We start from the raw sequence: 15,335 nt of genomic DNA, 5'->3' as shown, positions 1-15,335 counted from the left end.
GAAAAAGGCATTAGCAATGGCTAGTGCCTTTTTTGTTTAACGGGCAGTTAGCGCAATAATCTGCGGCTACAAGTTGGTAGTGTAAGCAGCAGGTTTTACGCATAAATGTTAGCTTATTGTTTTGATCACTAAAGCGATGTTTACCACATAGCTTTTGCCAAGTTTGAAAACGCTTTGCTATAAATTTTATCGATTTGTCTGGCCAGCAAGCTATTAATGCTGCGTGGAAAGTATCACTTTGTAAACGTTTTAATAATCCTTCATTTAGCCTGTACTGCAATGGCACGTTATTATACCAAGCTTGCTGGTGGTCAATTAAGTGATTGGCTGCCAGTTCAATCAAATCTGCATTATTAAAAGGGTCTTGTTGAGCCATGATATTTAAATTAGCCAAACCATAAATATGTGAGCCCGTTATCCGCTGCTTAATATTGACCAGATCAGGAATGCAACCAAGGTGCTCTACACAGGCTACTAATAAGTAAATAACTTGCCAGTTCAGTTGTAAGTAGAGATTGATTGCGACATATCCCTCAGTAACATTTGCTCCTCTTAATTTTATAGCGTTAGCCAAATAGGTTAATTGCTTGCTAGTTAAACATTGACTGCTAAACCATTGTTCATCGTTTGTTGGAGTTAAGAACGTCAGCAGTGAGCACTGCTGACGTAAGGCTAACTCAAGATTATTATGCTGTTGTGTTTGTAAGTGCATATTGCGCCAAAGGGTTTTGCAAATCACCTGCATACTGCAAGCTTGAAGCTGGGTCGGTAATATCAACCATTTGTTGATTGTTACGCAGCTGTAAGCGGTTTAAGCAAGACAATGGGAATGACTCAGCAAATAAATCATGCTCAGCAAACTTGTCTTTGAGTGAAGGATGATTCGCCTGATACTGAACAATTGTATCGGCGACGGCTTGCCAAAATTGTTGTTCGGTCAGTAGGCCATCAGTTACTAAAATTGCCGAAAGGTAGCGGAAGAAGCAATCGAAAATGTCAGTAAAAATAGACAACACGGCAACGCCTTCTGGAATGGTTACCTTAATCCGCTTTATTTCATCATTCAGCTCAATGTTACTATTTAATAAGGCAATTTCTTCACCAATGTCTTTAATGAATACGCCTACCGGAACATGATTGTTAAATCGAACTATGAGGTTTTCACCATGTGGCATAAAGACTAAATCATACTGATAAAAACAATGTAGCAATGGTGTCATATAAGCCTGTAAGTAGTGGGCTAGCCACTGCTCAGCACTTAGCCCCGATTTGGCAATTTTAGCACTCACAAATGATCGGCCTTCGCTATCGATATGAAGCAGACTTGCCATAGTGGCAAGGCTTTCATTCTCGTCCATGTATTGAGCGGGATTTTCACGCCAAAGAGCCGCCATCATTTTCTTATAAGGGTTATCGCCAAGCTCAGGATGAGTGTAATACTGCTCATCAAAGCCAAGGGTTGCGACTTCTCTTAAAGGTTGAAACTTCAGTGATTTTAAATAGCTATCTTGGTTTACTAAGTCGAACAACCATTGATTTATTGCCGGAGTTACTTTCATATAGGCGCTCGATAAGCCCCGCATAAAGCCCATATTTAAAATCGATAAGGCGGTTTTAACATAGCATTTGTGTGGTTTGCTGATGTTATATAGGGTACGAATTGATTGCTGCGGTAAATAACTATCTTGCGAGTAGCCTAAGCACACAATGTGTTTTTGCGAGATATGATAGCTATAAACATGGACTAATTTGTTGAACCACTGCCATGGGTGCATAGGAAATAACAGATAGTCACTTGGCTTTAAACCTTGCTCAGTTAGTGCTTTTTCAAAGCGCAAACGCTCAGCTACATCAAGCTCATCGGCTATCAAGCTCTCGTATTTATAATCATCGGTACTTTTAAAGGTGGTATGCTGTTTGTGGCACGCAAGCCATATTATTTGAAATGGGTTTGCGGCTTCTGGGGTATATTGGTGAAAATCTTGTGAGTTAAAACCAATGCGGCCATTGTTGGCAATAAAGCTTGGGTGACCCATGGTCATTTGGGTTTCGATCAGCTGAAAATCTGCGTCTGCTAATTGCTGAGCGTTATAGCGATTATTTTTAAACTTAAATGCAAATCCACTGAGTGTGCTCGCGAGTTCTTCGAGATAGGTGCCAAGCATTGATTTGTCTATGTTTAACTTGTCATTACACTCAAGTACAAACGCGATAGCGTCTAATGGCTGGCTGTGGTTAAGCGCCATTTTAGTAATGCTATTTGGATCTACTTGTAGGTGATTAAGCAGCATTGATTCACCTTTAAACTGATAGCTTTGCCCACCCATGGTATGCAACACGTAATGGTTTGGTTTTTCACTGTCGTAGCTAAATAGTCGTTCGTGATAAAACTCACTGAGCATTTTGGCAATCAGTAAACGGTTTGCGTATTGCCACGCTTGTTGGTCTAGATGTGAGCTACTGCAAGATGGCGTTGCTTGTTGCACTGCGGGACCTTGCTGTGAAGTGTCGAAGCGAGACGAAAGGTGCTGTAAGTAATTAAAGTGATCTTTTTCTAAACTACCAAGTAATGCGGTTTTCTCACCTAAATTTATAACTTTATGATGGCTGAAACCTGCCTTTAAGTTAAGGTGGTGAATTTTATGATTGGCTATATCTGGCTCCACAATCACTCGCTCACATGAGAGAGTATTAAAGATAAACTCTAACACCGACTGCATAACAGCAAGGCTAAACCCCGCCACAGAGAACTGCTTTGGAGCGAGTAAAATATGCATGCCTAAATCGCCATTTTTAAGCGCTAGGTGGTTCTCAAGTTTTAGTATTTGTGGTTTGTAAATCTCAATTAAAGCAATCGGTGTTTGGTTTATTTCAAGCAAATAGGCTTGTTGAGCCTCATCTTTATTGAGTGTTGTATAAAATTCTAAAATTTCTTCGGGTGAATGTTCCATTGCTCCCCAAAACTGAGCTTGAGAATGTTTAAGCCAAGGGGTAATCGTTGTTAGATCGTGTTCAGGGCTTAATGTTCTGATTTTTACATCACCAAGCAAAGCATGCTTGATATGAGTTTCAATGATGTTTTTCATAGTCGTGTTCTCTTAAAAATTAATAACTGTGAATAGGGTCTGTTGAGGTATGTTTGTTGCGTAAAAAAAGCAGATAAAACAAACATAAAGTGATGGCAAAGCCGACAGAGCCCGTCAGTAGTGGCGTGTTAAGTTCAAAGCGAGATACTAAATCTCCCGCTAAAAATGAGGCGCAGATGACGCCGATATTTTGCATAAAATGAAGCTTGGCAAAGTCGCTTGAGTAAAAACGTGGTTCGCTCATTGCAAACAACATGACTTGTAGACGTACGGTCAGTAAAAATAGCCCAATAGCAAATACAACACGGCCGAACACAAGCAATTGCCAGTGTGAGCTAAGTTGTATAAATAGGCCGATACTGCTTAATACAAGTGCATATGCGATTGTTTTACTGTGCTTATTGGTTGCGGCTTTGTTTTTGGTTGTAATCAAAATGACAAGCGCAACCCAAGCAGGGATTGCAAACACAGCACCAGCTAAAAGTGCATTACTGAATTCGCTTACTTGTTGCCAAAGTAACGTAAAGTATGGCGTTGCTAAGAACATGCTGAAGTACACGCCCATAGATATAACCCCTAAGCGAATAATGTAGCTAGGGAAACGCTGTCGTTTTACTGATGATGCGGTTAATTCCCGTGGCTTGTAGCTTACATTCAATAAGTAAATTAAATACAAGCAGAGCATAACCTGTAAGCAGTCACCTGCAGCCATCACTAAATATAAAAAGCGCGGCTCAATACTTTGGATGATCAAGCCACCTAATAAAGCACCGCCAATACCGCCAAAGTGTAAAAGCACGCTAAATAAAGCAACGACACCGAGGTGCTGTTGTTTTTCTTCGATACTTAGAACAAAGGGATAAATAAGCAGGTAACTTGCTTTAAATATCAGCATGAGCTGTGATAGCAGCCAAAAGCTCCATACGTTTTCGCTGTAAAAGCACGCAACACCCAATAGCCCTGCAATTATTTGGGTGATCACCCATAAATACAGTTCGTGCACGTGCTGCGCTATTTTCGCCCATACAGGGAAAGCACACATCACGGTGATGCAGCAAACAGCGATATAGGCACCAATGTGATTACTTGATTGCAAACCAAATTGGGCACTAAAGAACTGCGGGTAAAAGGGCAAAATCATGGTGTCGCAAACAACAGAAATAATCGTCAGCAGCACTAAGCTTGATTTTAATGCGGGTCGTTTCATGCTATTTGCTTCTGTTTTTCGTTGACAACATCGGGTAAACCAAACTCTTGAAAGGCAATTTGCGTTTCAACAGGGTAGGGGGCATAACCTAAGATTGAGCGCAGAATATGGCTGTTTCTATAGCAGGCCATGCCTAGATCTGGCGTTACAAAACCATGACTGTGTAGCTCAGCATTTTGTACAAACAACCTTTGCAGTTTGTCGATACTATAATTTCGCTCAACAGCAAAGCACCCGTTATCTAGCCAATTTATTTCGCTCATTAAGCCACTTAGAAAATCGGGTAGCTGATAACTAAAGCCCGTAGCCATGATGACCTGATTACTATGTAAGCTAAATTCAGCCTGCTGTTCACTGTGTCTAAAAACTAACTTACTGCCTTGTTTTTTAATGAACTCGCTGTTGGTCAATAACCTTGCGCGGTTTACCCCTTGAATATCAAGTTGATAGAGCTGATCATAAATCTGATTAATTAACTCTGAGTTGATGCCTTTGTATAAATTACGTTGCTTGGCTAGTAACTCCTGTTTGGTGGTCTGTTCTAGGTTATAAAAGTAATCAACATATTCAGGAGAGGTCATTTCTAGCGTGAGTTTCGTGTATTCAAGAGGAAAGAAACGCGGCGCTCGCGTTACCCAATTGAGTTGGTAGTTATGCTGTTTAATGTCACACAACAAATCATAAAATACTTCAGCAGCACTTTGCCCTGAGCCAATCACAGTGATGCTCTTGCTATTTACTAATTCATCCCGTTTATACAAATATTCAGTGGCATGGCAGAGCTGTGTATCTTCAGCCTGAACAGCGGGTGGATAATAAGGCGAGGGACCCGTGCCCAGTACCAAGTGACGACAATAAAGCGTTTTAGTTTGCTTTGCTGATTCGACAGTGAGTACATAGAGCTGCTTGGTGTGATCAAATTGGCTATGAATGACTTTATGACCAAATTGTATGTTACTTAATTGGCTTGCTGCCCATTGGCAATACTGGTTGTATTGCTCGCGCAGTAAAAAGAAACTTTCTCGAATATAAAACTGATACAGCTTACCTTGTTGTTTCGCATAGTTTAAAAAGCTGTATGGATTAGTGGGATCTGCCAATGTAACTAAATCTGACATAAACGGTGTTTGTAATGTAACGCCATCGAGCATCAGCCCTGGATGCCAATTAAATTCATCACGTTGTTCTAAAAATAACGAATCAAGTTTTTCAATTGGCTCAGCTAAACATGCCAAACTGAGGTTAAACGGACCAAGACCTACAGCAATTAAATCGTATACTTTATTCATAGCTAGTTTCCTCTACTTTTAGACGTGCCTTGATGCTGTAGGCGCAGGCTTTAATATCAGCTGCAATACTTTTAATGTCTTCAATCTGTGTATTTGGGTTAAGTAACGTGAACTTTAAGTAGTTGATGCCTCTGAATTTGGTGCGAGCAATGGCACACTCACCTTGTTTGAATAGCTCATCTTTAATTTGATAATTAAGCAGGTTTAATTGCTCATCACTGAGGTTTTGATCGTTAAAGCGAAACACTAAGGTACTCAGTTCAGGTTGATGAATTAGCTCAAATTCAGAGTCTTGTTTGAGTGCCACATAACTACTACGGGCTAATGCCATAACAGAAGAAAACACTTTGCCAATCTGTTCGTGGCCCATAATGCGTAAAGTTAGCCAAAGTTTTAAGGCATCAAAACGGCGAGTAGTTTGAATGCTTTTATCAACAAGGTTTGGCGCTGCTTGTGGGTTGTCGTTAAACGGATTTAAATAATCAGCATGATGAGTTAAATGTTTAAATTGTTTTTTATCAGCAACAATAAATGCACTGCTACTGACAGATTGTAAGAATGATTTGTGGTAATCTAACGTCACCGAGTCAGCCTGCTCAATGCCATTGAGTAAGTGACGGTGATCATCAGCGGCAAGTAGTCCACAGCCATAAGCTGCATCGACATGAAGCCATAAATTATCAGCTGTGCAACGCGTTTTTAGCTTATCGATAGGGTCTATTGAACCAAAGTCAGTTGTGCCTGCGGTAGCAACAAGCGCTATAGGAATATTGCCTTGTGCTTTGCATTCATCAATTGCTGCATCAAGTGCGGCTAGGTCTATTTTAAACTCTTTATCAACAGCAACAGGAACAACCGCGTTATAGCCAAGGCCCAGTAAAGCGGCTGACTTTTGAATACTAAAATGGCTGACTTCAGAGCAAAAAATACGGTAGCGATGAGCATCTGGACCTAAACCAAAATCGCGAATAAGGTGCCCTGATAAGCGCTCTGCTGCATGGTCTCTAGCAAGTAACAATGCCATTAAATTAGATTGACTGCCGCCACTTGTGAATATGCCATCGGCAGCAGCACTTAAGCCAATGCGTTCGATACTCCAGTCAATTAACTTTTGCTCAATGAGCGTCCCGCCAGCACTTTGGTCCCAGGTGTCTAACGAAGAATTTATAGCAGTTAATAACTGTTCGGCTATCACCGCGGGGTAAGCAACGGGGCAGTTTAGATGGGCAACATATTTTGGATGATGAAAGTAGACAGCATGATCTAAATACAACGATTTTACTTCATTTAGCGCTTGCTCAACGTTATTGAGAGGTTGATTTAGTTCTACTCTGGCTATTTGTTTACTGAGCTCTTTGTGGCAGACGCCAGAATGAACTTGTTTTGCAGAACGCAGCGCTTGATGGATGAGCGACATTGTTTGCATTGAAGCCATCTCATATTTGAGTAAATTATTTTCGTTAAAAATAAACGCATGGGGCTGTTCATCAACGTTTATTGATGAATGAGCATTAAGCACGGGGGCTAATTGATTCACGACTCAATTCCTTCTCGGTTAATTCGAATCGGGATCGTAATGATAGTGATTCTCAATATCAATAATAATAAATCATTAATTTACTTTACAATTTAATTACCTTTTATAGGTTAAAGGTGTTTTGTTTTTTAAGTTTATCTAGTAATAAATAATTGTAATTAAGTCATAAATTATAACTAAATTAGTCCCTTTTTTAGGTTCTATTTAGCAGCGTTCTTTTGCTTTTTCGATGAAAATGCTCACAAATAAAAGCAATAAAGCCATCATTTAAGAAAACTATAATAGGTAGGTGAGAGGTCTTAAGAGCTAAGTAAACACACTTTGAGCTGCTATAAAATGCTTAAGCAAAGTGAGGATTCTGCGAATAGTTATTTTAAAAAAGCTGTGTCAAAAAGTGGGTGAGGATTAAATTAATTGAAAATAATGTTGCCATCGCTGTTTGCTAGAATGGCAACAGGAACTTTAGTTTATAAAAAAACATAAGCTGCTGGGAGCAGCATACCGCTGATGACTAATACTGAGCGGCTGCCCCATGGGCTATTTTTACCTTTGATCATAAACAAGCCGCTGATCGCTAAAAACAGCAGCAGCCCAGCAAAAATATCAGAAAAAATAACCCACGAAGCGTTTGTCTCGTTTAAGTGTAAGCGGTTAAATGCTTGAATCACATGACGAGGCTCAATGGCTTCATAGCTTATGATATCTTTATTGAGTTTCAGGCTGAGGTTGTTACCGTTTTTTAAAAACACTTTAAATTCTTGCGGCGACGCCCAATAAGAAGCCTTTACCGGCTCGCTTACATCAGCATGGGAAATAATTTGTTCAATCAGCAACTCGTCATTATCTAATTGCCAAGTTTCATCGCTCACATTGATTTGCTGGTGGCTTACTTGGTAGTTTGGGTTCCAATCATCTTTGTGGTTTACTGCAATGCCAGAAACCGCAAAGATAATCACTAAACCAACACAAAAATAACCAATATCGCGGTGTAAGTTTCTGTTTAACTTAAACCAGTTGATACTTGATTTGTTACTCAATGATTTCAACTCCGCTCGGAACGAGCTGATAAATAGCAATGGCTTCAGTCACTGAATTTGCATTAAAGCTTTCGCCGGCTTGCTGCGCTTTGTGAGCAAGTAGCGCTTTAGTGCGGCCTAGACTAAGCTGAATTTTATCGAGCTTACCGGTTACGATAGCTTTACTACCTTTAGCCGTCATCGGGAATACCATGTCGCCATCTTCAACTTTGATACGTAAGTTTTCAAAGCGTTTGTCTGATGCAAGCGTCATCCAGCAACCACGTTTTTCGCAAACCCCTGTGATAGTCCCTTCTACAGTAATTGGACTTGCTAGGTAATCGTCTGGCGTGGCCATAACCGTCGAAATTTTAATGAGTTTGTCACTGTCGACTTTACTGCCAAACTGCAAGCTAAAGGCGTGTTGGCTAAAGCTTAAAAGCGCCAATGAGAATGCAATAAATGTTTTTGATTTTAGTAACATAGTTGTTTCTTAGAAATACATTAAGTCTTAGTTTAAGCGGTTTACTTGTATGATAAAAGCATCATGAGATTATAAATTATTCGCAATTATATCAAGCGTAGATCAATTGTTTTTAATGCTGCGGGGTACTATCAGGTATAAGAAGCTTTATGACAATTTCGTGAATATTGTGATAATGTAACTTTTTATCGTTTCATTGCTTTATAATGCCTTTTTTATTTGTATGATAAAGCTGGTTTTTAGCTTGGAGTTAACATGGTTTCACGTCGAGAGTTTTTAGTAGGGGCGGGCACAATAGCCTTTTTAGGATTATCAAAAAGTGCCATAGGTAAGGTGTCGTTAGGAGATTTAAAAACAACGGCTGTCGGCTTTGGCCCATTAATTCCTGATCCAGATAAATTGCTCGATTTACCAGAGGGCTTTAGTTATCAAGTCGTTTCAAGCCTCGGTGAGAAAATGTCTGATGGATTTACGGTACCTGATAAAGCTGATGGTATGGGCTGCCTAGCACTTGGTAATGACCGCGTCGCATTAGTGCGAAACCATGAGTTAAAACCAAAAGATTTAGCGAAAGCCGAAGCAAGTATTGCCAACCATAAAACGCCCTTGGCTTTTGATACCAACAGTGATGGTGTGGCGTTACCGGGTGGTACAAGTCATATAGTTTATAACTTAAAAACCCATCAAAAAGAGCAAGAATATCTGTCATTGGTCGGCACAATTCGTAACTGCTCTGGTGGTATCACGCCGTGGGGTTCGTGGCTTACCTGTGAAGAAACCACTGATACTAAAGCTGATGGATTTAACCAAGACCATGGTTATATTTTTGAAGTACCCGCAAATAGCAAAGGCTTAATCAAACCTGAGCCATTAAAAGCCATGGGTCGATTTAACCATGAAGCGGCTGCTGTTGATCCGCGCACAGGTATTGTTTATCTAACCGAAGACAAAGGTGATAGCGTCTTTTATCGATTTATTCCAAATGAATATGGCAAGCTACACAAAGGCGGGCAATTACAGGCTATGATGGTGAAAGGTAAGCCACAATTTGATAGCCGTAACTGGAATAACAAAGCCATGGTGTTACATCAAGAACTAGAGGTTGAGTGGGTCAATCTAGATAACCCAGAAAGCCCGAAGGATGACTTACGCCTACGCGGTTACAAACAAGGTGCGGCATTATTTGCCCGTGGTGAAGGTATTCACTGGGGTGATAAAGAGCTTTATTTTTGCTGTACCAATGGCGGTAAAAAGCAACTTGGTCAGGTTATGAAATATCAGCCATCAGAGTTTGAAGGCACGGCAAAAGAAGCAGAGCAACCAGGTAAAATCTCGTTGTTTGTCGAAAGTACCAGCAAAACCTTCTACAACTTTGGCGATAACCTTACTGTGTCACCTAATGGTCATTTAATTGTGTGTGAAGACCAATACACTGATGTGGTTGATAATCATCTTCGTGGTGTTACACCGCAAGGCCAAGTTTATAATTTTGCCCGTTTAGTTGCGCAAACCGAGCTGGCAGGTGCCTGTTTCTCACCAGATGGTAGCACTTTGTTTGTGAATGTTTACTCACCTTCAAAAACACTCGCTATAACAGGCCCATGGCATCAGTTTAGTGTTTAGTTAAAGCCTATTTTGAAAAGCCACTGCAAAGTGGCTTTTTTATGACTCTAATTTATCATTAATGAATAATAGAAAACCCTATATGAGTAAGTGCTCATCAGCATAGCCAAAATTAGCGACTTTAAGTATTGAGAGCTTTATTTTTAGCGGCTTTTTTGGCACTGACTTTATGTGCGTGTTTAGCAATCCATTTAGTCATTTTTTTCATTAAAGCGGGTGGAAAGTCATGGCCCATACCGGGCACAACTCTTAATTTGCTGCGCTTTATTAACAGTGCGGTGTTGATACCAGCAGACAATGGCATGACAGGATCAGCACTGCCGTGGATCACTAACGTCGGGGCTTTAATCTTCTTTAAAAGTTGCTCGCGATAGGGTGTTGCGGCAATGGCTGCAAGCTGACGTTTAAAACCTGTTTGATTAGTGTGGGCACGCGCTATATAACGCTCGGCGTTGGCGTATAAAGCGTGTTCATCTTGTGGGTAGGCTGGGCTGCCAATGAGTTGGTTTAGCCTAACATTGTAATCAATCGCGGCTTCCTTATTACTGCTTCGGGGGCGTATTTTTGCGAGCTTTACTAGTAGGTTTATGTTTGAACCCGAAAACGATAAGGGCGAACTACTTGACATAATAGAGGTTAAGCTCAGCACGCGCTTTTTATATTTTGCTGCGGCAATTTGGGCAATCATACCACCCATAGAAGCACCCACTAAATGTGCTTTTTTGATATTAAGAGCATCCATTAACTCTTTTACGTCGCGAGCCATATCATCGAGCGAATAGGGCAGCTTTGCACGAATGGGTAATCGGCGGCTAAGCCAGTGCTTTACAAGACTTGGCTTACCTAACTCATCTAACGATGTGGATAGCCCTGCATCGCGATTATCAAAACGAATAACCCGAAAGCCTTTTTCGACCAAGCCAAAGTAAAGCGACTCTGGCCAAACGGTAAATTGAGCACCTAAGCCAATAATTAAGATGATCACCGGCGCATTTTTATCGCCTTCATCTTGATAACTAATACTGATACCGCTGGCTGTAAGGGTATGTTCCATAGGCTGACAAATAAGCTTACGCAGGTATCATAAGCATAGTAGGTGAAGTTGGCAGTTTAGTGACAGTAGGAAAAATAGACAGCATCTAACTACGTGCTGCCTATTTTCAGGGAGTTTTCTTAGAAGTAAGCGGTAACGCCAATCCAGAAATTACGGCCTTTATCTTTAACGTTGTAGTCGTCTGTGAATGTGACTTCGCTAACTACACCACGACCTGTTAGGTATTCGTACTCACCATCGCCATTTAGGTCGGTATAGCTCGTGCTATATGAGGTGAAATCTTCGTCTAATAGGTTGTTTACACGGGCATTGATTTGCACGTACTCATTTACATAAAACTGCGCACCTAAATTAAGTAGGTTGTAGTTTTTGTAATATAGCGCTTTGTCGTGCACGTTATCCCAACCGCGGTAACGGTCTGAACGATATACACCTTGTAGGTATAAGTTCATAAAGTCAGTCGCTTCCCAGTTTAGGGTAAGGTTTGCCATGTGCTCAGCTGAGTTAGTTAATGGTTGACCTTCTTCAGGACCGCTCTTTTGTTCGCTATCAGTCCACGTGTAGTTACCGTTAACAGACACTGTTTTAGTGATAGTGTATTGACCTGCAATTTCAACACCTTGCAAGTCTACTTCGTCGATATTGATCTTTTGGCTGTAGCTATCGTAGCCAAGCTGATCGTACTGACCTAGGTTCACACATGGGCGCACATCATTAGTTTGCTCACAGCTTAAAATAGTATCGCCGCGGGCAATTTTGTCTTCAAACTTGGTGTTGTAGTAAGTCACATTAATGTTGTGATCACCATCAAGCGAAGTCCAGTAAAGTGCAACTTCTGAGTTCACACTTGTTTCAGGTTCTAAATCTGGGTTACCCGCAAATGGGCTTGTGCCTTGACCACCAAATCCTGTGATACCGTCGTAAAGGTCAGTTGTTTGAGGTGTTTTATAACCCGTACTGACACCCCCTTTTATCGTCCAAGTGTCTGATATGTTGTATACACCATAAACGCGTGGTGATACTTGGCTGCCAAATACATCATGGTCATCGTAACGAGCGCCTAATGTAAAGGTAAAGTTGTCAGTTGCCATCCAGTTATCTTCGGCAAATAGCGAGTACATGTTTTGCTCTTGCACTTGACCTGCTTGGTCACTTTCAAGGCCAAATACACCGTCTTTTAACTCACCATCGATAAGCTGACCACCAATTGCAAGGTTATGGCTACCAAAGCTGCCAGTGATAGGAATATCAAAGCGTAAATCATACGTATATTGGCTGCTTTCTAGCGGGCGAGTAGGGCGTGGTAAGAAAGTTTCTTCAGCTAAGTCTTTACGTGCTTGCTCGTCCATTCCCTCGTATTCGCCAGTACCATCGTACATAGCTTGCAGCTCTAATCGTTCGCTTACACTTAGCGGTAAAGTACGGCCATTGTTTTGCGTATCAACATATGAAACAGAGGCCTTCACCGTTGCCCAGTTAAGCTCTCCATCGTAACTTAGTGACCACCATTCACGATCAAACTCTTGGTCTGCAGCATAGCCTGCGCGCGGGTTTACTTGGCCACGACGATCTTGCCAAATAGATTCAATGTTATCTTTAGTACCAAGCGGGTAAGTAATGGTGCCTGATTCAATGTTGTAGCTTGGTGTGTTGTCGTACACTTGACTTGAGTTATCATAATCAAAGCGTAAATGATGAGAATCAAACGGGGTATAAGTTAGGGTAATACCATACTGCTCATTAGTGTTATCAACAGTACGCCCACCACTACCAAAACCTAAAGAGCGAACATGAACAACGCCATTAGGGTCGGTAGCTGGTTCAAATGTCGGTGATGATGCCTGTTGCTCGTAAACACTACCGCGTACGCCTAAGCTTAATACGTCTTTGATCAGCGGCCCCATCACACTAAAGTCAGTGGTAATGTCATCACCAAAATCATCGTTTTGTTGTAATGAGCGGCTAAATGAAACAGCACCGCTCCAGCTATCAGTATGCTTTTTAGTGATGATATTAATTACACCGCCAAGCGCATCAGCACCATAAAGGGTTGATGCAGGGCCGCGGATAACTTCGACACGCTCAATGGCATCGACAGGCGGTACGTGGTTAAACGCGTTGCCTCCAAAATTGTTTGGGTAAATATCGCCATGATTATTTTGGCGTTTACCATCAATAAGTAACAGGGTGTACTCGCCTGTTAAACCACGCATACTCACACTGCCTTGGCCTGTTTTATCACGGGTTGTGCCAATGTCGATACCTTCTAAATACTGCACAGCATCAAGCACTGAGGTGAAGGCGTGAGACTTAATATCTTCATTAGTGATAATTGAAATACTTGCAGGTGCTTCAGTAACTTTTTGCTCAAAGCCGGTTGCTGTAATAACTAAGCGTTCCATATCTTGTTTAGGCTTAGCGTCGTCAGCTGAGGCTGAAAAATGTGTTGCTATGGCAAGGGCCAGTAAACTTGGTTTTATTGATTTCATTGTAGATTTCCAGTTCTTTTTGTTGGTTATCCTTTTAAGGAACGACGGGTATACTACAGAAATTAAAAATACAATCAATAATTATTCTTATTTAGATTAAGGTGTTTCGGGTTCAATTTACAGTATTTATGATTAAGTTGAGTTTTTAGCCAGTAAATACGGTGTTACAAACTAGATTTAGATTAAATACCCATGACAGGTTCACCTCCTGTATAGTGTTTTAATTATTAATATAAAAATTAAAACAATGAATTCGGATATCTCTTTAGCGCGCTTTAAGCAGTTTCCTTCTCTTATGTGGATCTTCTTATTCGGCTCGTTTATTACCCGTGGCAGCTATTATATGGTTTGGCCATTTCTAGCAGTTATCTTGTACGAAAAATTTGCTTTAACGGCGACAGAGGTCGGTTTGGTGCTTTCCAGTGCTGCCATAATTTCAGTGTTCACCAGCTTTATTGGCAGCAGCCTTTCAGATAAAGTCGGTCGTCATACACTGATGTATATTACAGGCGTGTTGTATATCATTTCTTTCTCGTTGTTGGCTGAGGTTGAAACAGTGGCAGGCTATGTGATTGTGATGACCTTATGTTCGATTGCTACCGCGCTTTGGCGGCCATTAACCAGCGCTGCAATTGGTGATATTATTGACGATGCTGCAACTCGTGAGCTTGCCATGCAATCGCTGTATTTTATTGTTAATGTGGGTTGTGCGGTTGGTCCATTAGCAGGCGTATGGCTGGGTTTAACAGGCGAGCAGTCAAGTTTTTATATTACCGCAGGCGCATTTGCTATCTTGTTAGTACTACTTGTTTGGGGTTTCAATGTTAGTGATAAAGCGTCAAAAAACAGCGCCGCAGCCGACGAGGTTGAAACTAAAAGTCCAGAAATAGAGGGCCAGCAATTATTGCGCATTTTGTTTGCTGATAAGCTGTTGCAATGTTTAATTTTAGCCAATATTTTGTGCATGTTTATTTACGCGCAAATGGATAGTTCACTAATACAATACCTGACTCGTGCAGAAGCTCCTGATTTACTTGCATTGATTTCTGCGCTGATTTTTACCAATGCGATGGTGATTATTTCAAGTCAATTTTTGCTATTGAGAATGATGGCGCGATTTAACTTAACAGTGCGTATTCAAATCGGTTTGGTACTTTTAATGGGGTCGCAATTTTGGTTGGCACTCAATCCGATAGACCTGTTCTGGGGCTGGATAGGTGCGATAGTGGTCATGAGCTTGGCTGAGACTATTTTATTTCCGACTATGAATGTTCACCTTGATAGACTCGCGCCATCACACCTTCGTGGTGCGTACTTTGGCGCAGCTTCGTTTTATGATTTAGGTTTTGCTTTTGCACCGCTCGGTGGTGGCTTAATTTTAGATTATTACGGTGGTCCAACCTTGTTCTTTGTTGCGGGAGGGTTATGCCTAGTCGTGATTTATTTATACGCCATTCTTGAAAAGCTACCTAGACCTGATTTTGCAAATCCATTATCTAAGTAAATATATAAAGTGAAAATGCAGAACAGCTGCTACCTTTATAGCTCAA

At 41.0% G+C, this 15,335-nt stretch carries 11 protein-coding genes; 2 read left to right on the top strand and 9 right to left on the bottom strand.

The genetic code is table 11. The features are described from left to right. Positions 1-10 precede the first annotated feature (10 nt). The 7 genes from HCZ11_RS07205 to HCZ11_RS07175 form a co-directional block, all read right to left on the bottom strand. Positions 11-712, bottom strand: coding sequence for a (2Fe-2S)-binding protein (locus tag HCZ11_RS07205; RefSeq protein ID WP_167658044.1), 702 nt, complete (start codon positions 710-712; stop codon positions 11-13). Beyond that, complete coding sequence (locus HCZ11_RS07200; protein ID WP_167658043.1) at positions 687-3,086, bottom strand: GNAT family N-acetyltransferase; 2,400 nt, start codon at positions 3,084-3,086, stop codon at positions 687-689. Before HCZ11_RS07200 ends, HCZ11_RS07205 begins: the two co-directional genes overlap by 26 nt. Before the next feature lie 19 nt (positions 3,087-3,105). After that, the gene (locus HCZ11_RS07195) at positions 3,106-4,293 is read right to left on the bottom strand and encodes an MFS transporter (RefSeq protein WP_167658042.1); all 1,188 of its coding nucleotides are present in this window, start codon (positions 4,291-4,293) and stop codon (positions 3,106-3,108) included. Further along, positions 4,290-5,582 carry a lysine N(6)-hydroxylase/L-ornithine N(5)-oxygenase family protein gene (locus HCZ11_RS07190; RefSeq protein ID WP_167658041.1) on the bottom strand — a complete coding sequence of 431 codons (1,293 nt, stop codon included), beginning with the start codon at positions 5,580-5,582 and terminating at the stop codon, positions 4,290-4,292. The genes HCZ11_RS07195 and HCZ11_RS07190 overlap by 4 nt, the downstream gene beginning before the upstream one ends. Further along, the gene (locus HCZ11_RS07185; protein ID WP_217702828.1) at positions 5,575-7,119 is read right to left on the bottom strand and encodes an aspartate aminotransferase family protein; all 1,545 of its coding nucleotides are present in this window, start codon (positions 7,117-7,119) and stop codon (positions 5,575-5,577) included. The genes HCZ11_RS07190 and HCZ11_RS07185 overlap by 8 nt, the downstream gene beginning before the upstream one ends. A 467-nt stretch (positions 7,120-7,586) precedes the next feature. Further along, a complete protein-coding gene (locus HCZ11_RS07180) occupies positions 7,587-8,156 on the bottom strand; it encodes a PepSY-associated TM helix domain-containing protein (protein ID WP_167658040.1) in 570 nt (189 codons plus the stop codon). Further along, entirely contained in the window at positions 8,149-8,619 is a 471-nt protein-coding gene (locus tag HCZ11_RS07175; protein WP_167658039.1) for a DUF4920 domain-containing protein, read from the bottom strand. The genes HCZ11_RS07180 and HCZ11_RS07175 overlap by 8 nt, the downstream gene beginning before the upstream one ends. A gap of 255 nt (positions 8,620-8,874) precedes the next feature. On the opposite strand from HCZ11_RS07175, the gene HCZ11_RS07170 reads away from it, so the two are divergent. Next, positions 8,875-10,242: an alkaline phosphatase PhoX gene (locus tag HCZ11_RS07170; RefSeq protein WP_167658038.1), complete on the top strand. Its 1,368-nt coding sequence runs from the start codon at positions 8,875-8,877 to the stop codon at positions 10,240-10,242. Positions 10,243-10,363: 121 nt separating this feature from the next. On the opposite strand, the gene HCZ11_RS07165 is transcribed toward HCZ11_RS07170, so the two are convergent. Next, the gene (locus HCZ11_RS07165; RefSeq protein WP_130050914.1) at positions 10,364-11,296 is read right to left on the bottom strand and encodes an alpha/beta fold hydrolase; all 933 of its coding nucleotides are present in this window, start codon (positions 11,294-11,296) and stop codon (positions 10,364-10,366) included. A gap of 119 nt (positions 11,297-11,415) precedes the next feature. Beyond that, on the bottom strand, positions 11,416-13,785 hold the full coding sequence (locus tag HCZ11_RS07160) for a TonB-dependent receptor (RefSeq protein WP_167658037.1): 2,370 nt from the start codon (positions 13,783-13,785) through the stop codon (positions 11,416-11,418). Positions 13,786-14,032: 247 nt separating this feature from the next. On the opposite strand from HCZ11_RS07160, the gene HCZ11_RS07155 reads away from it, so the two are divergent. Further along, on the top strand, positions 14,033-15,289 hold the full coding sequence (locus tag HCZ11_RS07155; protein WP_167658036.1) for an MFS transporter: 1,257 nt from the start codon (positions 14,033-14,035) through the stop codon (positions 15,287-15,289). Positions 15,290-15,335: the final 46 nt, after the last annotated feature.

The sequence above is a fragment of the Pseudoalteromonas sp. HF66 genome, assembly GCF_011806445.1.
Classification (GTDB): domain Bacteria; phylum Pseudomonadota; class Gammaproteobacteria; order Enterobacterales; family Alteromonadaceae; genus Pseudoalteromonas; species Pseudoalteromonas apostichopi.
This window is presented reverse-complemented; position numbering and strand designations above follow the sequence as displayed.

Bases quoted from the DNA above. Each gene is read 5' to 3' on its own strand.
- HCZ11_RS07205 (WP_167658044.1), bottom strand. From the start codon at position 712: ATGCACTTACAAACACAACAGCATAATAATCTTGAGTTAGCCTTACGT.
- HCZ11_RS07200 (WP_167658043.1), bottom strand. From the start codon at position 3,086: ATGAAAAACATCATTGAAACTCATATCAAGCATGCTTTGCTTGGTGAT.
- HCZ11_RS07195 (WP_167658042.1), bottom strand. From the start codon at position 4,293: ATGAAACGACCCGCATTAAAATCAAGCTTAGTGCTGCTGACGATTATT.
- HCZ11_RS07190 (WP_167658041.1), bottom strand. From the start codon at position 5,582: ATGAATAAAGTATACGATTTAATTGCTGTAGGTCTTGGTCCGTTTAAC.
- HCZ11_RS07175 (WP_167658039.1), bottom strand. From the start codon at position 8,619: ATGTTACTAAAATCAAAAACATTTATTGCATTCTCATTGGCGCTTTTA.
- HCZ11_RS07170 (WP_167658038.1), top strand. From the start codon at position 8,875: ATGGTTTCACGTCGAGAGTTTTTAGTAGGGGCGGGCACAATAGCCTTT.
- HCZ11_RS07165 (WP_130050914.1), bottom strand. From the start codon at position 11,296: ATGGAACATACCCTTACAGCCAGCGGTATCAGTATTAGTTATCAAGAT.
- HCZ11_RS07160 (WP_167658037.1), bottom strand. From the start codon at position 13,785: ATGAAATCAATAAAACCAAGTTTACTGGCCCTTGCCATAGCAACACAT.
- HCZ11_RS07155 (WP_167658036.1), top strand. From the start codon at position 14,033: ATGAATTCGGATATCTCTTTAGCGCGCTTTAAGCAGTTTCCTTCTCTT.